The sequence below is a fragment of the Azospira sp. MPR-E4 genome, assembly GCF_058809645.1.
The window spans coordinates 1-18,505 of record NZ_JBXAST010000044.1 but is presented as its reverse complement, the minus strand read 5'-3'; the positions used below and the strand labels follow the sequence as shown (position 1 = coordinate 18,505).

Annotated in this window: 17 protein-coding genes; 9 read left to right on the top strand and 8 right to left on the bottom strand. The window is 66.6% G+C overall.

The window, feature by feature from the left end; genetic code table 11:
• Nucleotides 1-198: 198 nt before the first annotated feature.
• Complete coding sequence (locus tag AC1RTA_RS12540) at nucleotides 199-2,412, top strand: OsmC domain/YcaO domain-containing protein (RefSeq protein ID WP_492784872.1); 2,214 nt, start codon at nucleotides 199-201, stop codon at nucleotides 2,410-2,412.
• Between the two features lie 98 nt (nucleotides 2,413-2,510).
• Here AC1RTA_RS12540 and cydX read toward each other — a convergent pair whose 3' ends face one another.
• Genes cydX through cydP form a run of 4 tightly spaced genes read right to left on the bottom strand, consistent with a single transcriptional unit; the run spans nucleotide 2,511 to nucleotide 5,554 of the window.
• Entirely contained in the window at nucleotides 2,511-2,606 is a 96-nt protein-coding gene (gene cydX / locus AC1RTA_RS12535; protein WP_014236989.1) for a cytochrome bd-I oxidase subunit CydX, read from the bottom strand.
• Between the two features lie 21 nt (nucleotides 2,607-2,627).
• Nucleotides 2,628-3,767: a cytochrome d ubiquinol oxidase subunit II gene (gene cydB, locus AC1RTA_RS12530; protein ID WP_152089544.1), complete on the bottom strand. Its 1,140-nt coding sequence runs from the start codon at nucleotides 3,765-3,767 to the stop codon at nucleotides 2,628-2,630.
• 13 nt (nucleotides 3,768-3,780) lie between these two features.
• Nucleotides 3,781-5,328, bottom strand: coding sequence for a cytochrome ubiquinol oxidase subunit I (locus tag AC1RTA_RS12525; RefSeq protein WP_014236987.1), 1,548 nt, complete (start codon nucleotides 5,326-5,328; stop codon nucleotides 3,781-3,783).
• Nucleotides 5,306-5,554: a cytochrome oxidase putative small subunit CydP gene (gene cydP / locus AC1RTA_RS12520; protein ID WP_130458126.1), complete on the bottom strand. Its 249-nt coding sequence runs from the start codon at nucleotides 5,552-5,554 to the stop codon at nucleotides 5,306-5,308. The genes AC1RTA_RS12525 and cydP overlap by 23 nt, the downstream gene beginning before the upstream one ends.
• A gap of 218 nt (nucleotides 5,555-5,772) precedes the next feature.
• Between cydP and AC1RTA_RS12515 the strand changes: the two genes are divergently transcribed.
• From AC1RTA_RS12515 to AC1RTA_RS12505, 3 genes are all read left to right on the top strand, one after another.
• On the top strand, nucleotides 5,773-7,035 hold the full coding sequence (locus AC1RTA_RS12515; RefSeq protein ID WP_492784871.1) for a sensor histidine kinase: 1,263 nt from the start codon (nucleotides 5,773-5,775) through the stop codon (nucleotides 7,033-7,035).
• Between the two features lies 1 nt (nucleotide 7,036).
• Nucleotides 7,037-7,600 carry a response regulator transcription factor gene (locus tag AC1RTA_RS12510; RefSeq protein WP_492784870.1) on the top strand — a complete coding sequence of 188 codons (564 nt, stop codon included), beginning with the start codon at nucleotides 7,037-7,039 and terminating at the stop codon, nucleotides 7,598-7,600.
• A gap of 159 nt (nucleotides 7,601-7,759) precedes the next feature.
• Nucleotides 7,760-8,698, top strand: coding sequence for a ParB/RepB/Spo0J family partition protein (locus tag AC1RTA_RS12505; protein WP_492784869.1), 939 nt, complete (start codon nucleotides 7,760-7,762; stop codon nucleotides 8,696-8,698).
• 93 nt (nucleotides 8,699-8,791) lie between these two features.
• On the opposite strand, the gene AC1RTA_RS12500 is transcribed toward AC1RTA_RS12505, so the two are convergent.
• The 3 genes from AC1RTA_RS12500 to AC1RTA_RS12490 form a co-directional block, all read right to left on the bottom strand.
• The gene (locus AC1RTA_RS12500) at nucleotides 8,792-9,253 is read right to left on the bottom strand and encodes a PM0630 family protein (protein WP_130458123.1); all 462 of its coding nucleotides are present in this window, start codon (nucleotides 9,251-9,253) and stop codon (nucleotides 8,792-8,794) included.
• A 38-nt stretch (nucleotides 9,254-9,291) separates the two neighbouring features.
• A complete protein-coding gene (locus AC1RTA_RS12495) occupies nucleotides 9,292-10,392 on the bottom strand; it encodes an RNA methyltransferase (protein WP_492784868.1) in 1,101 nt (366 codons plus the stop codon).
• 75 nt (nucleotides 10,393-10,467) lie between these two features.
• On the bottom strand, nucleotides 10,468-11,361 hold the full coding sequence (locus tag AC1RTA_RS12490) for a LysR family transcriptional regulator (RefSeq protein ID WP_240190281.1): 894 nt from the start codon (nucleotides 11,359-11,361) through the stop codon (nucleotides 10,468-10,470).
• A gap of 153 nt (nucleotides 11,362-11,514) precedes the next feature.
• Here AC1RTA_RS12490 and AC1RTA_RS12485 point away from each other — a divergent pair, with 153 nt between their 5' ends.
• The 3 genes from AC1RTA_RS12485 (at nucleotide 11,515) to AC1RTA_RS12475 (ending at nucleotide 16,352) form a co-directional block, all read left to right on the top strand.
• Nucleotides 11,515-12,231 (top strand): DUF554 domain-containing protein, encoded by a 717-nt coding sequence (locus AC1RTA_RS12485; RefSeq protein WP_014236979.1) that lies wholly within the window; start codon nucleotides 11,515-11,517, stop codon nucleotides 12,229-12,231.
• Nucleotides 12,232-12,477: 246 nt separating this feature from the next.
• The gene (locus tag AC1RTA_RS12480; protein ID WP_492784867.1) at nucleotides 12,478-14,997 is read left to right on the top strand and encodes a response regulator; all 2,520 of its coding nucleotides are present in this window, start codon (nucleotides 12,478-12,480) and stop codon (nucleotides 14,995-14,997) included.
• 158 nt (nucleotides 14,998-15,155) lie between these two features.
• Nucleotides 15,156-16,352 (top strand): amino acid aminotransferase, encoded by a 1,197-nt coding sequence (locus tag AC1RTA_RS12475; protein ID WP_492784866.1) that lies wholly within the window; start codon nucleotides 15,156-15,158, stop codon nucleotides 16,350-16,352.
• A gap of 102 nt (nucleotides 16,353-16,454) precedes the next feature.
• Here AC1RTA_RS12475 and AC1RTA_RS12470 read toward each other — a convergent pair whose 3' ends face one another.
• On the bottom strand, nucleotides 16,455-16,883 hold the full coding sequence (locus AC1RTA_RS12470) for a DUF2846 domain-containing protein (RefSeq protein ID WP_492784865.1): 429 nt from the start codon (nucleotides 16,881-16,883) through the stop codon (nucleotides 16,455-16,457).
• A gap of 238 nt (nucleotides 16,884-17,121) precedes the next feature.
• Between AC1RTA_RS12470 and AC1RTA_RS12465 the strand changes: the two genes are divergently transcribed.
• The gene (locus AC1RTA_RS12465) at nucleotides 17,122-17,622 is read left to right on the top strand and encodes a GNAT family N-acetyltransferase (protein WP_492784864.1); all 501 of its coding nucleotides are present in this window, start codon (nucleotides 17,122-17,124) and stop codon (nucleotides 17,620-17,622) included.
• A gap of 111 nt (nucleotides 17,623-17,733) precedes the next feature.
• Entirely contained in the window at nucleotides 17,734-18,372 is a 639-nt protein-coding gene (locus tag AC1RTA_RS12460) for a Vat family streptogramin A O-acetyltransferase (RefSeq protein WP_492784863.1), read from the top strand.
• Nucleotides 18,373-18,505 lie beyond the last annotated feature (133 nt).

Genomic DNA, 18,505 nt, shown 5'->3' with positions numbered 1-18,505 from the left:
CGGACCGTCCCCCTCCGGGGTGATCCTGCTGTCACCCTGGCGTTTGCGCGCAGCCTTCGGGCTGCGTTTTTTTTTGCCGGGCTTTTGCCGAGCCTCCGCCGGGCCAGGGGGCCGGCCGAGGAATAGGGCTTTCCCCGGGAAACCCGGATAATGGCGGCCGCTTCGCTTTATTCGTCTGCACACATTTTTGGATTCGCCATGGAAATCAAGGTCAATTTTCTCGACAAGCTGCGCCTGGAGGCCAAGTTCGACGACTTCACGGTCATCGCCGACCAGCCCATCCGCTACAAGGGCGACGGCTCGGCGCCGGGGCCCTTCGACTATTTCCTGGCCTCCTCGGCCCTCTGTGCGGCCTACTTCGTCAAGCTGTACTGCGAGACCCGCGGCATTCCCACGGAGAACATCCGCCTCTCCCAGAACAACATCGTCGATCCGGAAAACCGCTACCAGCAGACCTTCAAGATCCAGGTCGAGCTACCGGCGGACATTTCCGAGAAGGACCGCCTGGGCATCCTGCGCTCCATCGAGCGCTGCACGGTGAAGAAGGTGGTGCAGACCGGCCCCGAATTCATCATCGAGGAGGTGGAAAACCTGGACGCCGACGCCCAGGCCCTGCTCACCGTCAAACCCGATGCCGGCCACCAGACCTACATCCCGGGCAAGGACCTGCCCCTGGAGCAGACCATCGCCAACATGTCCGCCTTCCTGGCGGGCCTGGGCATCAAGATCGAGATCGCCTCCTGGCGCAATCTGGTGCCCAATGTGTGGTCCCTGCACATCCGCGACGCCCATTCCTCCATGTGCTTCACCAACGGCAAGGGCGCCAGCAAGGAAAGCGCCCTGGCTTCGGCCCTGGGGGAGTACATCGAGCGCCTGAGCTGCAACCATTTCTACACCCACCAGTTCTGGGGCGAAGAGATCGCCAACGCCCCCTTCGTGCACTACCCCAACGAGCGCTGGTTCAAACCCGGCAAGAAGGACACCCTGCCCAAGGAAATCCTCGACGAGTACTGCCTGGAAATCTACAACCCGGACGGCGAACTGCGGGGCTCCCACCTCATCGACACCAACTCCGGCAACGTGGCCCGGGGCATCTGCTGCCTGCCCTTCGTGCGCCAGTCCGACGGCGAGGTGGTGTACTTCCCCTCCAACCTCATCGACAACCTCTACCTCAGCAACGGCATGAGTGCCGGCAACACCCTGGCCGAAGCCCAGGTGCAGTGCCTGTCGGAGATTTTCGAGCGGGCGGTGAAGCGGGAAATCCTCGAAGGCGAAATCGCCCTGCCCGACGTGCCTGCGGAAGTGCTGGCCAAGTATCCCGGCATCGTCGCCGGCATCCGGGGTCTGGAAGAACAGGGCTTCCCCGTGCTGGTGAAGGATGCATCCCTCGGCGGCCAGTTCCCGGTGATGTGCGTCACCCTGATGAACCCCCGCACCGGCGGCGTCTTCGCCTCCTTCGGCGCCCATCCCAGCATGGAAGTGGCCCTGGAGCGCAGCCTCACCGAGCTGCTGCAGGGCCGCAGCTTCGAGGGCCTCAACGACCTGCCCCGGCCCACCTTCGAAAGCCAGGCGGTGACCGAGCCCAACAACTTCGTGGACCACTTCATCGACTCCAGCGGCGTGGTCTCCTGGCGCTTCTTCAGCGCCAAGGCCGACTACGACTTCGTCGAATGGGACTTCTCCGGCCACGGCGAAGAATCCAATGCCCATGAAGCGGCCACCCTGTTCGGCATTCTCGAAGAGATGGGCAAGGAGGCCTACCTGGCGGTGTACGACCAGTTGGGTGTCACCGCTTGCCGCATCCTGGTGCCCGGCTACTCGGAAATCTACGGGGTGGAAGACCTGATCTGGGACAACACCAACAAGGCCCTGGCCTTCCGCGAGGACATCCTCAACCTGCACCGCTTGAGCGACAAGCAGCTGGCCGCCCTGCTGCAACGGCTGGAAGAGAGCGAGCTGGACGACTACACCGACATCATCGGCCTCATCGGCGTCGAGTTCGACGAAAACACGGTGTGGGGCCAGCTGACCATCCTGGAACTGAAGCTGCTGATCCATCTGGCCCTGGGGCAGCTGGCGGAGGCCCACGACCTGGTGGGCGCCTTCCTGCAGTTCAACGAAAACACTGTGGATCGGGGCCTCTTCTACCAGGCCATGAACGTGGTGCTGGAAGTGGTGCTGGACAAGGATGAAGGCGGGGACCTGGACCTGGCCGACTATGAAGCCAACTTCCGCCGCATGTTCGGCAACGAGCGCATGGACGCGGTGATCGGCTCGGTGCAGGGCACCCTGCGCTTCCACGGCCTGACCCCGACCAGCATGAAGCTGGAAGGGCTGGACCGGCACCAGCGGCTGATCGACAGCTACAAGAAGGTGCATGCCGCCCGGGCCAAGGTGGCGGCCGGCGGCTGACCCGGAACGGCGGCCCCGCATCGGCCGCCGCCCCACTCCCATAATAAAATGCCGGGCCCGAGGGCCCGGTGAAATTCGTTCCAGGGAGGGAACGATCGCTATTCCTGCGTGTGCTTCGCTTCCAGCCACAGGGCGTTGACCACCGCCAGCAGCACGGCGAAACCCAGGCCGAGAATCCAGGTGAAATACCACATGGCATGTACTCCTTTGCTTGATTAGTAGAGGGCCTTGTCGTTGGCAACGATGTAGTCCCGGGTCACCTTGCCGGCCATCACCCGATAGGCCCAGCCGGTGTAGGCGATGACGATGGGGGTGAAGATCAGGGCCACGTAGAGCATGACGTTGAGGGTCACGTAGCTGGAGGTGGCATCCCAGGCGGTGAGGCTGGCCTTGGGCAGGGTGGAGGACGGCAGCACGAAGGGGAACAGGGCGACGCCGGCGGTGAGGATCACCGCTAGGCAGGCCACGGAGGAGCCGACGAAGGCCACCAGGGTCTTGCCGGCCCGCAGGCAGGCCAGGGCCAGCAGCCCCCCCGCGTAGGCCAGGGCAGGCACGGCCCACAGCAGGGGATACTTCTGGTAGTTGGCGAACCAGGCCCCGGGCTGGCGCACCACTTCCTTCATCAGGGGATTGAGGGCACCGCCCACGTCGGCGATGGACTGGATGACGAAGCCGTCGAGACGGCCCACCCATACCCCGGCGGCGGAGAAGGCAGCCAGCAGCAGCACCGCCAGCACCGTACCGGCGCCCCGGGCGCGGGCCTGCAGCTCCCCTTCGGTGCGGTGGGCGAGGAAGGTGGCGCCCTGCAGGGCCAGCAGGGACAGGCTCACCACGCCGCAGAGCAGGGCGAAGGGATTGAGCAGGGCCCAGAAGCTGCCGGTGTAGAAGGAGCGCATGGTTTCGTCCAGGTGGAAGGGCACCCCCTGGAAGAGATTGCCGAAGGCCACGCCGAACACCAGGGCCGGCACCGCGCTGCCGGCGAACAGGCCCCAGTCCCAGGCGCTGCGCCAGGCCGGATTGGGCAGCTTGGAGCGGTACTCGAAGCCCACCGGACGGAAGAACAGGGCGAACAGCACCAGCAGCAGGGCCCAGTACATGCCGGAGAAGGCGGTGGCATAGACGAAGGGCCAGGCGGCGAAGATGGCGCCGCCGGCGGTGATAAACCACACCTGGTTGCCGTCCCAGTGGGGCGCCACGGTGTTGATCATGACGCGCCGGTCGGTGTCGTCCCGGCCGAGGATGGGCAGCAGGGTGCCGACGCCCATGTCGTGGCCGTCCATGATGGCGAAGCCGATGAGCAGCACGCCCACCAGCAGCCACCAGATGAGTTTCAGGGTCAGATAATCGAACAGCATCTCAGTCGTCTCCTCAGGCGTTGGCGGGCGCGGCGGCGGGCTGCAGGGCGGCGGGGCCGAGGCGGGCGTACTTGAACATCAGGTACATCTCGGCGACCAGCAGCAGGGTGTAGAAGCCGACGAAGCCGGCGATGGAGCCCCACAGGCTGGCGGCGGAAAGGCTGGAGGCCGACAGATGGGTGGGCAGCATGCCGAACACCGTCCACGGCTGGCGGCCGTACTCGGCGACGAACCAGCCGGACTGGATGGCGATCCAGGGCATGGGGATGAACCACAGGGCCCAGCGCAGCAGCCAGGTCTTCTGCTGGAAGCTGTTCTTGACGCTGTACCAGAAGGCCAGCCCCACCAGCAGCAGCATGGCAAAACCCAGCAGCACCATCAGGCGGAAGGTCCAGAACAACGGCGCCACCCTGGGCACGGAGTCGTGGGCTGCCTGGTCCAGCATGGCCGGGGTGGCCTGGGCCAGGTCCGGGCTGTAGCGCTTGACCAGCATGCCGTAGCCCATGTCCTGCTGGTGCTTGGCGAAGGTGGCTTTGGCCGCTGCGTCGGCCGGATTCTGGCGCAGGGCTTCCAGGGCCAGCACCGCCTGCACACCGCTTTCGATGCGCTGCCGGTTGGCGGCGCGGATTTCCTTGATGCCGGGCAGGGTCTCGGACACGGAGCGGGTGGCGATCAGGCCCAGCACGTAGGGAATGCGGATTTCCCAGTCGTTGGCCTGGCGTTCCTCATTGGGCCAGGCCAGCAGGTTGAAGCCCGCCGGCGCCGCTTCCGTCTCCCACATGGCCTCGATGGCGGCCAGCTTGGACTTCTGGGATTCGGACACGGCATAGCCGGACTCGTCCCCCAGCACGATCACCGACAGGCATCCGGCCAGGCCGAAGGCGGCGGCGATGCGGAAGGAGCGGCGGGCGAACTCCACGTGCAGGCCCTTCAGCAGATACCAGGAGGAAATGCCGAGCACGAACAGGGAGCCGGTGACGTAGCCGGCGGCCACCGTATGCACGAACTTGGACTGGGCCACCGGGTTGAACACCAGGGCGGCGAAATCCACCAGCTCCATGCGCATGGTCACCGGGTTGAAGGTGGAGCCCACCGGGTCCTGCATCCAGCCGTTGGCGATGAGGATGAGCACGGCGGAGAGATTGGTGCCCAGGGCCATGAGCACGGTCACCGCCAGGTGGCCGGCCTTGGACAGGCGCTGCCAGCCGAAGAAGAACAGGCCCACCATGGTGGATTCGAGGAAGAAGGCCATCAGCCCCTCGATGGCCAGGGGGGCGCCGAAGATGTCGCCCACGTAATGGGAGTAGTAGGCCCAGTTGGTGCCGAACTGGAACTCCATGGTGATGCCGGTGGTGACGCCCAGGGCGAAATTGATGCCGTAGAGCTTGCCCCAGAACTTGGTCATGTCCCGGTAGATTTCCTTGCCGCTCATGACGTAGGCGGTCTCCATCACCACCAGCAGCCAGGACAGGCCCAGGGTCAGCGGGACGAAGAGGAAGTGGTACATCGCCGTGGCGGCGAACTGCAGCCGCGACAGGTCAACGACCGTCGAATCGATCATGGTGAACCTCCCTTATGGGTTGTTTTGTGGAACCGGTGAGCTGCTGGGCCATGCGCTGTTCATCCACGGCGACCCGGTAGGGGGCCACGTAGTTGAGCCACAGCACGCGCAGGAGAATGATCTTGAGCAGGAGCACCACGGCCAGGTGACAGGCCAGGCGGTGGCGGGCGAGGAAAGCGGAGAGGCCGCGGCGGGGCCGGGCGGACGAGACATCCTGAGCGGACAAGGGACACTCCCTTCCAGGCGGGGCGGCGAAGGCCCCGGGGAAAAAGGACGCCCCATTGCTGGGGCGTCAATCCTAGTCGTTAGTCCAGGCTTGGAAAGCTTAGACGGGGCGGATTCTGACCGCCGGCGGCGGCCTCGGGAAGTGACTAAATGTCACGCGACAAGCGGTCACGCCCTTGTCCATAATGCCGCCGTCGCCACCCCTTCGGAGCCGCCTGCATGCCCTCGCCAGCGCCCTTCCCGCCGCCCCGGCCCCTGCGCCGCCTGCGCCTCGACGCGGACCTCCTGATCGCCCTGCGCTGGGGCTCGGTGCTGGCCATGGCCGCCATCACCCTGGGCTTTCCCCGCCTGCTCGGCATCACCATCGCCCCCCTGCCCCTGCTGGCCACGGCCACCTTCCTGGCGCTGGTGAACGGCGCCGCCATGTTGCTGCGCCACTGGGACCGGGAACCCATTCCCGCCATGACCCAGCTGATGGTGGACCTGCTCTCCTGGAGCATCGTCATCTACTTTTCCGGCGGCGCCACCAATCCCCTCATCTCCCTGCTGCTGCCCGTGGTGGCCATCGGCGCCGCCATGCTGCCGACCCTGCAGGCCTGGCTGCTGGGGGCCTTTTCCATCCTCACCTATTCCTTCCTGTGGAATTTCTACCAGCCCCTGGAAGTGAAGGACGCCACCATCGCCGTGCAGCTGCACCTGCTCGGCATGTGGCTGACTTTCCTCGCCTCCGTGCTCATCTCGGTGTGGTTCATCACCCGCATGACGGCCGCCATCCGCATCCGCGACCAGGCCCTGGCCCGGGCCCGGGAAAACGAGATCCGCAACGGCTGGGTGGTCTCCCTCGGCACCCTGGCCGCCGGCGCCGCCCATGAACTGAGCACGCCCCTGGCCACCATGAAGCTGGTGGTGGACGATCTGGTCGAGGATGCCGAACTGCCGCCCCGGACGCGCCAGGAACTGGCGGGCCTGAAACTGCAGATCGACAAATGCAAGAGCGCCCTCACCCGCCTCACGGCGGAGGCCGGCCGCCCCCGGGCCGAGGAGCGCCGCCAGCGGCGGGTACAGGACTGGCTGGAGGAATGCGCCCACGGCTGGCGGGCCCTGCATCCGGCCGCCAGCATCGCCCTGCGCATCGATGCAGAAGCCGCCGGGCGCCTGGTGGCCGCCGACGTTTCTCTGGAACAGGCCCTGCACAACCTGGTGGACAACGGCGTGCGCTTCAGCCCCGAGTGGCTCGAAGTCAGCGCCGCCGTGCATGGCCCCTGGCTCCACCTGGTCATCGCCGACCAGGGGCCGGGCATTCCCGAAGATGTGCTGGCCGCCGCCGGCCAGCCCCTGCCGGTGCATTCGGACTCGGGCCTGGGCATCGGCCTGCTGCTGGCCCGCAGCGCCATCCAGCGCTGCGGCGGCCAGCTCCATCTGGCGCCCCGGCAGCCCCGGGGCACCGACGTCACCCTCAAACTTCCCCTCAAGGATTGCTGACATGAATCCCGTCACCGACGCTGCCGACGGCAACGAATCCCCCCTGCTGCTGATCGTGGACGACGACCAGGCCTACTGCAGTGCCCTGGCCAAGGCCATGGGCCGACGCGGCTTCCAGACCATCGCCGGGCACGACCCGGAGAGCGCCCTGGCCCTGGCGGCGCGGCACGAACCGGAGTACGTCGTGCTCGACCTCAACCTGGAAGGCAAGTCGGGCCTCAACCTGATCGAACCCCTGCTCGAATGCAGCCCCGGCACCCGCATCGTGGTCCTCACCGGCTACGCCAGCATTCCCACCGCCGTCGGCGCCATCAAGCTGGGGGCCCTGGAATACCTGATCAAGCCGGTGGAGGCCGGCGACATCGTCAAGGCCCTCACCGCCGACCACTGGGAAATCCCCCCCATCGCCACGGACGAGCGCATGACGGTGCAGCGGGTCGAGTGGGAATACATCCAGCGCATCCTGCGGGAAAACGGCGGCAACATCACCGCCACCGCCCGCTCCCTGAAAATGCACCGGCGCACCCTGCAGCGCAAACTGGCCAAGCACGCCCCCGCCGCCTGAAGCCCATGGCGGCGCCAGATCTGCACCGCGGCTACGATCCGCGGCCATCCGTCAAGCCTTGAAAAAGGCGGGAAAACCGAGGAACATCCGCCCCCTTCGTCGATCCGCGCCGGCCAGCCGCCGCGGATCGCGCCACTACCAACCGACGGCGGAGGGGCCATGGCCTTCAAAGACAATCCCGCGGAATTCCGCATCATCGACATCGCCCTGATCGAGCCCGGCCCGGACCACGTGCGCCAGCACTTCGACGAGGCCAGCCTCAAGGGCCTGGCCAACTCCATCGGCCGCAAGGGCCTGATCCATCCCCTGGTGGTGCAGCCGGCGGACGGCGCCGGGCGCCACGCCCTGGTGGTGGGCGAACGCCGCCGCCGCGCCGCCCTGCTGGCGGGCGAGACCGCCGTGCCGGTGCTGGTGCGGGCGTGCAGCCCGGAGGAAGTGCTGGAAGTGCAGGTCTTCGAGAATCTGGGCCTGGGGGTGCGCGCCGCCCTGGACCCGCGGGACATGGCCAACGCCATCCAGACCATCGCCGAGCGCTTCGAGAGCAAGGATGCGGCCGCCGAACACTTCGGCCGCACCGCCACCTGGCTGGCCCAGGCCACCGCCGCCGCCAACCTGTCGCCCCAGGTCAGCGCCCTGCTCGAATCGGGCAAGATTTCCAGCACCAGCACCGCCATCCAGCTGGAGAAGCTGGCCCAGAAGAACGAGGCCAAGGCGGAAACCCTGATCGGCCAGATCGCCCAACTGCCCGAAGGGGAGAAGCTGCCCAAGCAGGTGGTGGAAAAGGTTCTGGTGGAAGAAGGCCTGCGCCGCGGCAAGAAGCCGGACACCCCGCCGCAAGCCGCGCCGGATATTGCTCCCAGCCCGGCTGCAGCCCAGGTGGCAAGCCCCTCCCCGGCCACGGCCGATGTGCCGCCCTGGGAAGAGGCCCCCGTCGCTCCCGCGGCGCCCGCCATGCCGGCGGCACCGGCAACGGAACGGCGCCGGGTCAATCCGGGCAAGGTGAAGATGGTGGCCGAAATCCTGGGCCTGGAAGCGGAAGACGAAGAGGCCGTGCTGGCCCGCCTGATCGACGAATTCCTGGCCCTCAAGGGCGCCTGAAACATCCCCCGCCAGGCCCGCTCCGGGCCTGGAAGGCAGCCCTGGGGCTGCCGGCAGGCAACAGCGGCGGCGCCCAGGCCGCCGCTTTCGTTTTTACTTCACGTCAAACTCGAAGCGGGCAGCCACCTGGCCTTCCACCAGCACCTGCAGGCGGCGGTGGCCCGCCGGCTCGTTGGGGCCCACCGACCACTCGGCGTAGATGTGCCCATCCATGGGGGCCAGCAGGCGTTCGCTGACCTGGGTCCGCTTGTCGTTGGAGAGGCCCAGGTTGCGCGCCACTTCCTTCTCTTCCGCCGTGCCCTTGTTGGGCCGGGGCTGCACGTATTCCTCGCTGACCTTGAGGGTGCGCTTGCTGGTCTTGACCTCGATCACCCAGCCGTAGCGCTGGCCCAGCACGTGGGGCACCACATCGGTGGGAGTGAACACCAGGTCGCCCTTCTTCTCTTCAAAGATGCCGAATTCGGCGGCCACCACTTCCACCGGGGCTTCCGCCGGCGGCGCGCCGTGGGCCAGGCTGCAGACGAGGAGGAGGGAGAACAGGAATGGGCGCAGCATGGATGGCTCCAGTGGGTGTGGGGGAGGCGCCGCCGGCTTCAGGGGCGCGGCTGCCGGCGCCGGGGCGCCGGGCCGGAAATGGCCTGGGGCGCAGCGGCCTGGGGACTGCTCGGGTCCTCCGCCAGGCTGCGGGCCCGCAGCTGGCCGCAGCCGCCGTCGATGTCCTGGCCGGCGGAATTGCGCAGCTTGGTCAGGATACGCCGCTGGTGCAGGTAGCGGGCCAGATGCCGGGCCCGTTCCCAGGCCGGGCGGCGGAAGGCGCCCTCGCCGGCCTCATCCTCCCCGCCGACGGCGTTGAAGGGGATCAGGTTCATGATGGCGTATTTGCCGCTGAGGAGGCGGACGATGCCGTCCATTTCCGCCTCGCTGTCATTGACCCCGTCGAGCAGGGTCCATTGGTACTGGATGGGGTAGCCGGTGCTGCGGGCATATTCCTCGCCCAGTTCCACCAGTTCCTCCGGCGTCAGGCGCGGGGCCTTGGGCAGCAGCTGGGCCCGCAGCTCGGCCCGGGTGGTGTGCAGGGAGAGGGCCAGGGCCGGCTTCACCGTCTGCTGGGGCAGGCGCTCGAAGACGCGGCGGTCGCCGACGGTGGAAAAGACTAGGTTCTTGTGGCCGATGCCGCCGGCGCTGCCGAGCAGGTCGATGGCGGCCAGCACGTTGTCCAGGTTGTGGGCCGGTTCGCCCATGCCCATGAAGACCACCTTCTTCACCGGCCGCCGGGCCCGGGCCAGCACCACCTGGCCCACGATCTCGCCGCTGGAGAGCTGGCGCAGCAGGCCGTCCCGGCCGGTCATGCAGAAGGTGCAGCCGACGGCGCAGCCCACCTGGGTGGAGACGCAAACTCCGTCCCGGGGCAGCAGCACGCTTTCCACCGCCTGACCGTCGCCCAGGCGCACCAGCAGGCGCGCCGATCCGTCGGCCCCCGGGTGTTCGGAATGGACCCGGGCCAGGGCCTCCAGGTCGGCGGCCAGGGCCGGCAGTTCCTCCCGGATGGCCTTGGGCAGGTAGTCCTGGGCCTGGCGGCGGCGGGCACCGGCATCCAGGGGCTGGGCCTGGAGCCAGGCGCGCAGCACCCGGTCCTCGTGGCAGGTCTTGGCGCCGAGGGCGGCCAGGCGTTGGCGGATGTGTTCGAGTTGCATGGGGGCGGAATGCTAGCACCGCCGGCAGCGCCGGCATAGGCGCCGCGCCGCTTGCGGCTCCCGGCGGCGGAGCCCCTAGGCCCCGGGCTCGGCCCAGAGTTCCAGCAGGGCCCCCACCAGATCCGCGTCGCCGCCACTGCGGGGGCAGACCAGGGACAGCTGGTAGTCCGGCAGGGGCACGGCCAGGTCATAGACGCGGAAGGCCGGATCGGCGCCCGCCGCCAGGCTCTCCACCTCCGAGGCCGGCAGCACCGCCAGGCCGCGGAAGCCCTGCAGCAGCAGGTCCCGCAACATGCCGGCGTCGGAACTGTAGAGGGCCACCCGGGGCAGCAGGCCGGCTTCGTGGAACTGCTGCTGCAGGCGCTCGTAGGTGCCGATGCCGACGGAGCGGCGCAACAGCAGCAGGGGATGGGCCGCCAGCTCGGCCAGGCCCAGGCGCTGCCCGGGGGCGAAGAGGTCGGCGGGACCCAGGGCCACCGAGGGCGAGGCCCGCAGGCGATGCACATTGAAGCTGTCGGGCTGCAGGGGCGGCTGCATGAAGGCCAGGTCCAGCTGGCCGGTGCGCAGCAGGTGTTCCAGGTAGCTGGAATCCCCCACCACCAGGCCGATCTCCCGGGCCGGGAAGCGGGCCATGAGGGCCTCGCAGCGGGCCAGCCAGGGGGCGCGGCAGGTGGGCGAGAGGCCGATGCGCAGGGCCGGACCGCTCTGGGAGGCGAGGCGCAGCACCTCGTCCCGGGAGGATTCCACCGCCCGCAGGATGTCCCGGGCGCGGCGGTAGAACAGGCGCCCGGCCTCGGTCAGCTCCAGCTGCCGGCCCTTGCGCAGGAACAGGGGGGTGCCCAGCTCCTCCTCCAGCTCCTTCAGGCGCTGGCTGAGGGGAGGCTGGGCCATGTGCAGTTCCCGGGCGGCCCGGCTGATCTGGCCCTGCTCGACGATGGTGCAGAAGTAGTGCATGCGCTTCAGGTCCATGGGCCACCCATATCAATTCGATATTCCAGACAACGAAAACGGTATTTTATTCGCCACGCCGGAATCCTTAACATACCGGATTGATTAATCAAGCCGCCACGTCATGCAGAGCCCCCCGCGGGCCGCCGGCGGCCTTCCCCGGAGAAATACCCCATGCTGGGACCCCTGGCCAACAGCGCCGCCCTGATCCTGGGCGGCCTCGGCGGCGCCGTGCTCGGCCGCCGCCTGCCCCGCCGCGTGCGGGAAACCCTGCCCCTGACCTTCGGCATCATCGCCGCCGCCATCGGCACCACCCTGATGAACAAGGTGCACGCCCTGCCGGCGGTGGCCCTGGCCCTGATCCTGGGCTCCCTGGCGGGGGAGCTGGCCCATCTGGAACGGGGCCTGGAGAAGGCCATCGGCTGGGCCCAGCGCCAGGCGGAAAGGCTCATGCCGGGGGAGAAGGGCAATCCCCGGGTGGAAGGCTTCGTCGGCAAGTTCGTCACCCTGCTGGTGCTGTTCTGCGCCAGCGGCATGGGCATTTTCGGCGCCACCCAGGAGGGCATGACCGGGGATGCCCACATCCTCCTGGCCAAGTCCATCCTGGACCTGTTCACCGCCCTCATCTTCGCCGCCGAACTGGGCCCGGCGGTGGCTCTCATCTGCCTGCCCCAGCTCCTGGTGCAGGGCGCCCTCTTCCTCGGCGCCGGCCTGCTGGTGCCCCTGGCGACGCCGGAGATGCTGGCCGACTTCTCCGCCTGCGGTGGCGTCATCATGATGGCCACGGGCCTGCGCATCTGCGGCATCAAGTTCTTCCCCATCGTGAACATGCTGCCGGCCCTGTTCCTGGCCATGCCCTGCTCCCTCCTGTGGGCCCGCTGCTTCGGCTGAGCCCGGGGCCGCGCTGCGGCTGACAGCCGGCTGCCCGTTTCTCCCGCCACCCGCCTCTCCCGCCGAACGCATCGGCCCCGGCGCTGTCCGACCATTTTGGCCAGCACGCCGATCCCGGCTTCCCTCCTGCCGTTTCATGACTTTTGCCCGCCGGAGCCGGGGCCGGCCTATGCCATACTGCTAGGCGAACGGGATGGAGCGCCATCCCCGCCGACCATTCTCGCCCTCCCCTTTCCAGGTGGCCCGATGACGCAGTTCCCCGCCGTCCCCGCAATCACCCGCCTGCTCGGCGCCCTGCTCCTGGCGTGCTGTGCGGCCCTGTCCGCCGGACCCGCCGGTGCCGACGAGCCGCCCCTGCGGGTCACCAGCGACGACAACTATCCGCCCTACATCTTCCGCGACCCGAGCGGCCAGCCCGTGGGCTATCTGGTGGACCTGTGGTCCCTGTGGGAGCAGAAGACCGGCCGCCGGGTGCAGCTGATCGCCACCGACTGGGGCCGGGCCCAGCGCCTCATGGCGGAGAACGAGGCGGACGTGATCGACATGATCTTCCACACCGCCGCCCGGGACGCCCTCTACGAATTCTCCCAGCCCTACGCCAACCTGCCGGTGGGCATCTACAGCCACAGCTCCATCAGCGGCATCAGCAACACGGACAACCTCAAGGGTTTCCTCATCGGCGTCCAGGTCGGCGATGCCTGCATCGAGGAACTGCAGGGCAAGGGCGTCACCAACCTGCGCCAGTTCAAGAACTACGCGGAAATGATCGCCGCCGCCATGGCTGAGGAGATCAAGCTTTTCTGCCTGGACCAGCTCCCGGCCAACTATTACCTCTACCGCCTGGATCTGCAGCGCCAGTTCCGCAAGTCCTTCGACCTCTACCAGGGACGCTTCCACCGGGCCACGCGCAAGGGCGACACGGCCACCCTGGCGGCGGTGGAACGGGGCATGGCCCTCATCAGCAACGAGGAACGGGCGGCCCTGGAAAAGAAGTGGATGGGCTCGGCCATCGACTACGTGCCCTACATGCCCTACGCCCGGTATTTCGGTCTGGGCCTGGCCCTGCTGCTGGTCGCCGGCGCCGGCCTGGCCCTCTGGGTGCGGGTGCTGCAGGCGGCCGTGAAGCGCCGCACCGCCGAACTGGAGCGGCAGCGCAGCCATCTGCACACCCTGCTGCGGGGCATTCCCGATCCCCTCTGGCTGAAGGACGAGGCCGGCGTCTTCATCGCCTGCAACCCGGCCTTCGAACGCATGATGGGCCGCCCGGAGCAGGAGATCATCGGCTGCAGCGACTACGACTTCGTCAGCCGGGAACAGGCCGATTTCTTCCGCGACAAAGACCGCCAGGTGCTGGCCGCCGGCACGCCCCAGAGCAACGAGGAATGGATCACCCAGGCGGACGGCTCCGGCCAGCGCCTGTTCGAGACGGTCAAGACGCCCATCGTCGAGCCCCAGGGCAAGGTGCTGGGCGTCCTCGGGGTGGCCCGGGACATCACCGAGCGCAAGCGCCTGGAGGCCGAGGTCAGCAATTACAGCCACCACCTGGAAGAGCTGGTGGCCGAGCGCACCGAGGAACTGGCCCGGGCCCGGGATGCGGCCAATGCCGCCAACGTGGCCAAGAGCGCCTTCCTCGCCAACATGAGCCACGAGATCCGCACGCCGATGAACGCCATCATCGGCCTCACCCACATCCTCAAGAAGGGCGAGCCCTCGCCCCAGCAGCAGGACCGCCTGGACAAGATCGACGATGCGGCCAGCCACCTGCTGTCCATCATCAACGACATCCTGGACCTCTCCAAGATCGAGGCCGAGCGCCTGGTGCTGGAGGAACAGCCGGTGGAGCTGGGGCGCATCGTCAGCCACATCTTCTCCATGCTGGCCGAGGGGGCGCGCAAGAAGGGCATCGTCCTCAAGTCGGAAGTCGATCCCCTGCCGCCCTACCTGCTGGGGGACCCGACCCGCCTGACCCAGGCCATCCTCAACTACGCCAGCAATGCGGTGAAATTCACCGAATGGGGCAGCGTCACCCTGCGGATCAAGGTGCTGGAGCTGACGCCGGCGGACGTCTTCCTGCGCTTCGAGGTGGAGGACACGGGCATCGGCATCGCCCCGGAAGTCCAGCCCCTGCTGTTCGCCCCCTTCCAGCAGGCCGACGGCAGCACCAGCCGCCGCTTCGGCGGCACCGGCCTGGGCCTGGTCATCACCCGGCGCCTGGCCCAGATCATGGGTGGCGACGCCGGCGTGGACAGCCGCCTGGGCTTCGGCAGCACCTTCTGGTTCTCCGCCCGGCTCAAGCTGGGCGAGGCCCGGGCCGCCCTGCCCGAGGACGGCCCCCGCCCCGATTCGGCCGAAGGCGAACTGCTGCAGCACTACCGGGGCACCCCCATCCTCCTGGCCGAAGACGACTCCATCAACCAGGAGGTGGCCCGGGAACTGCTCGAATACGCCGGGCTGCGGGTGGACATCGCCGCCGACGGCAACGAGGCCGTGGCCTGCCTGGAACGGGGGACCACGCCCTACGCCCTGGTGCTGATGGACATGCAGATGCCCGGCATGGACGGCCTGGAGGCCACCCGCCACATCCGCCGCCTGCCCGGCATGGAAAACCTGCCCATCATCTCCATGACCGCCAACGCCTTCGGCGAGGACCGGGAGCGCTGCCTGGAGGCCGGCATGAATGACTTCGTGCCCAAGCCGGTGAATCCGGAAGTGCTCTACGCCATGCTGCTGAAGTGGCTGCCCCGGCCGCAGACGCCCAACGCCTGAGCCATTTTTGCCGTCCGCCCCACGCTTTTGCTGGCCGTGGCGGCCCGGGCGGCTACAATAAGCCCCTGCCGCCACGGCCCCCTGCCCCGCTTCCGGGGCAATCCGGCCTGCCCGGCGCGGCCTCTTTCTGACCACTTCACCAACGGAACCAGCGCACCATGTTCGAACACGTCGACGCCTACGCGGGCGACCCCATCCTCACCCTGGTCGAAACCTTCCACAAGGACCCCCGGACTACCAAGGTCAATCTGGGCATCGGCCTCTATTACGACGAACAGGGCCGCATCCCCCTGCTCGGCTCCGTGCGCCAGGCCGAGGCCGCCATCGCCGCCGCCCCCGCGCCCCGCTCCTACCTGCCCATGGAAGGCGCCGCCGATTACCGGGCCGTAGTGCAGAAGCTGCTCTTCAGCGCCGACAGCGCCGCCCTCAAGGCCGGCCGCGTCGCCACCATCCAGACCCTGGGCGGCTCCGGGGCGCTGAAGGTGGGCGCCGACCTGCTCAAGCGCTACTTCCCCAAGAGCGAAGCCTGGGTCAGCAACCCCACCTGGGACAACCACCGCTCCATCTTCGAAGGCGCCGGCATCGCCGTGCACGACTATCCCTACTACGACGCCAACACCGGCGGCGTGGACTTCGCCGGCATGGTCGCCTGTCTCCAGGGCCTGCCCGAGCAGAGCATCGTCCTGCTGCACCCCTGCTGCCACAACCCCACCGGCGTGGACCTCTCCCGGGAGCAATGGCAACAGGTGATTGCCATGGTCGCCGAGCGCAAGCTGATCCCCTTCCTCGACATCGCCTACCAGGGCTTCGGCGACGGCCTCGATGAAGACGCCTACGCCATCCGCGCCCTGGCCGATTCCGGCCTGCCCTTCCTGGTCAGCAACTCCTTCTCCAAGAACCTCTCCTTCTACGGCGAGCGGGTCGGCGGCCTCTCCGTGGTGTGCAAGGACGCGGAAGAAGCCGGCCGGGTCCTGGGCCAGCTCAAGTTCACCGTGCGCCGCAACTACTCCAGCCCCCCCATCCACGGCGAACTGGTGACCACCATCGTCATGAACGATGCCGCCCTCCACGCCGAATGGGTCAAGGAAGTGACCGAGATGCGCACCCGCATCCAGGCCATGCGCCAGAAGCTGTATGAAGTGCTGACCGCCCGGGTGCCGGGCAAGGACTTCTCCTACTTCACCAAGCAGCGCGGCATGTTCAGCTACACCGGCCTCTCCCCCGCCCAGGTGGACCGCCTGCGGGAAGAGTTCGGCGTGTACCTGGTGCGCTCCGGCCGCATGTGCGTGGCCGGCCTCAACACCGGCAACGTAGCCTACGTGGCCGAAGCCATGGCGGCGGTGCTGCAAGGCTGACGGGATTTCCCCGGCGATCTGCCGGGAGAAGCAAAAAAGACGGCCCTTCCGGCGATGCACTCGCCGGAAGGGCCGTCTTGTATGGGCTGCAGGCCGGTACTGTTACTGGCCCTGATTCGCCGCCAGATTGGTTTCCAGCACTCCCTTGCGTCCCTCGTCCTCGCCTACCTGATGCAGCTTGGTGCGGGCGTAGAGAATACCCATCTTCACTTCCTGCCAGACGTAGTAAAGCTTACCGGCTACGGTATCGATGCGGATGCTGTCATCGTTCTCCGACTTGGAGGTGATGGTATGGGTACCGGGAGCTACCTCGGTATAGAAATAGGTCTTGGCAGCCGTCTGGCCAATGGGTTTACCGTCCACTTCCACATCCATGCGGACCGCGGCACCGATGGACTCGTTGCGGTAGATATAAATGCCCGCCACATCCTTCTTGGCGGTGAAAGACTTCAGCTCGGCATCCTTCTTGGCATCGCCCATGGGCACCGAAGCGCAGCCCACCAGCAGGCTAGCGAGAAAACATGCGGCCAACAGCTTGCGAATCATGACAACTCCCGTCAGGTATGAGAGGAGACATTCTAACCGCATATGTCATACACGCAGAACCGCATATTCATTGACTCTTGAGGCTACCGGCATAAGCCGACGACATGGGCAGCGGCATAGACAGATTTCATGAATCGGCAAAACGGTGGCCAACACTACAAACCAACGAATCGTTAAAAGGTACACTTTTACAGTTCTATTGCTTTTCTATGCTTGGGAATACATGCCGCGCATTCAACTTCGCTCCCCGGTCCTGGCCGATCAAAAGGAGTTCCTGCACCTCGCCAAAGGCAGTCTCGCACTTCACCATCCGTGGGTTTCTGCACCATCAACGCCTGCACAGTTCCGTAGCTATATCGCACGCATGTCTCAACCGGAAAACAGTGCCTTCCTGGTTTGTGCTGGTGGCTCTGGCCAGATCGTTGGCGTCATCAATCTCACCAACGTTGTGCTGGGAGTATTTCGCAGCGGCTATCTCGGTTACTACGCCTTCTCCGGCTTCGAACGCCAAGGGTATATGCGCAGCGGTTTGCGCGCCGTGGTGCGTCACGCTTTCACCAAGCTCAAGCTCCATCGCCTTGAGGCCAACATTCAACCGGGCAACGTCGCCTCCATCGCCCTCGTCAAGGCTTGTGGCTTTACCCAAGAAGGTTACTCGCCGCGCTACCTCAAGATCGGCCAGCGCTGGCGCGACCACGAACGTTGGGCCATCCTCGCATCATGATCCACAGATGGCCCTACCACTGATGCGCAGCGGGCAGCGCTTGATGTCCCTAGCCCTTTGCCTATCGGTCGCTGCTTGCCACAAACGTTAGATATCGCGAGAGGAATCCAGTTGAACGGCCCGAATCCATTAAACAAGCACCCGATGGCAGGCTTTCCCCAGGTGTGCTTCATCAAGAACACCGTCACCAATCCCAATATCATCATCGGGGACTATACCTACTATGACGACCCGGAAGATTCGGAGAACTTTGAACGGAATGTCCTCTACCACTTCCCGTTCATCGGTGACCGGCTGATCATCGGAAAATTCTGCGCAATAGCCCGTGGCGTCAAGTTCATCATGAATGGCGCAAATCACAAGATGTCGGGCATTTCCACTTATCCCTTCCAGATTTTCGGTAATGGCTGGGAAAAGGTGATGCCATCGGCAGCTGATCTTCCCTATAAAGGCGACACCATCGTTGGCAACGATGTCTGGATTGGATATGACTGTCTGATCATGCCCGGCGTAAAGATCGGCAACGGCGCAATCATTTCCTCGCGTTCCGTGGTGGTTGGCGATGTACCACCCTACACCGTGGTCGGAGGCAATCCGGCAAAGACGATCAAGGAACGCTTTTCACAAGAAACCGCATTGGCGCTCGAGGCAATCGCCTGGTGGGATTGGCCAATTGAGAAAATCTCAAAGCACTTGGCCGTTATCGTTTCTGCAGACATTGAAGCCCTGGAGGCATGTGCCGATAACTGATGCCCGTGTCGCCGCACTTTCCCCCGCCCAAGTGGAGCGCCTGCGGGAAGAGTTCAGCGTGTACCTGGTGCGCTCCGGCCGCATGTGCGTGGCCGGCCTCAACACCGGCAACGTAGCCTACGTGGCCGAAGCC

Excerpts from the sequence above, each read along its gene's own strand:
- AC1RTA_RS12540 (WP_492784872.1), top strand. The coding sequence starts at position 199 with ATGGAAATCAAGGTCAATTTTCTCGACAAGCTGCGCCTGGAGGCCAAG.
- cydX (WP_014236989.1), bottom strand. The coding sequence starts at position 2,606 with ATGTGGTATTTCACCTGGATTCTCGGCCTGGGTTTCGCCGTGCTGCTG.
- cydB (WP_152089544.1), bottom strand. The coding sequence starts at position 3,767 with ATGCTGTTCGATTATCTGACCCTGAAACTCATCTGGTGGCTGCTGGTG.
- AC1RTA_RS12525 (WP_014236987.1), bottom strand. The coding sequence starts at position 5,328 with ATGATCGATTCGACGGTCGTTGACCTGTCGCGGCTGCAGTTCGCCGCC.
- AC1RTA_RS12515 (WP_492784871.1), top strand. The coding sequence starts at position 5,773 with ATGCCCTCGCCAGCGCCCTTCCCGCCGCCCCGGCCCCTGCGCCGCCTG.
- AC1RTA_RS12510 (WP_492784870.1), top strand. The coding sequence starts at position 7,037 with ATGAATCCCGTCACCGACGCTGCCGACGGCAACGAATCCCCCCTGCTG.
- AC1RTA_RS12505 (WP_492784869.1), top strand. The coding sequence starts at position 7,760 with ATGGCCTTCAAAGACAATCCCGCGGAATTCCGCATCATCGACATCGCC.
- AC1RTA_RS12500 (WP_130458123.1), bottom strand. The coding sequence starts at position 9,253 with ATGCTGCGCCCATTCCTGTTCTCCCTCCTCCTCGTCTGCAGCCTGGCC.
- AC1RTA_RS12495 (WP_492784868.1), bottom strand. The coding sequence starts at position 10,392 with ATGCAACTCGAACACATCCGCCAACGCCTGGCCGCCCTCGGCGCCAAG.
- AC1RTA_RS12490 (WP_240190281.1), bottom strand. The coding sequence starts at position 11,361 with ATGGACCTGAAGCGCATGCACTACTTCTGCACCATCGTCGAGCAGGGC.
- AC1RTA_RS12485 (WP_014236979.1), top strand. The coding sequence starts at position 11,515 with ATGCTGGGACCCCTGGCCAACAGCGCCGCCCTGATCCTGGGCGGCCTC.
- AC1RTA_RS12480 (WP_492784867.1), top strand. The coding sequence starts at position 12,478 with ATGACGCAGTTCCCCGCCGTCCCCGCAATCACCCGCCTGCTCGGCGCC.
- AC1RTA_RS12475 (WP_492784866.1), top strand. The coding sequence starts at position 15,156 with ATGTTCGAACACGTCGACGCCTACGCGGGCGACCCCATCCTCACCCTG.
- AC1RTA_RS12465 (WP_492784864.1), top strand. The coding sequence starts at position 17,122 with ATGCCGCGCATTCAACTTCGCTCCCCGGTCCTGGCCGATCAAAAGGAG.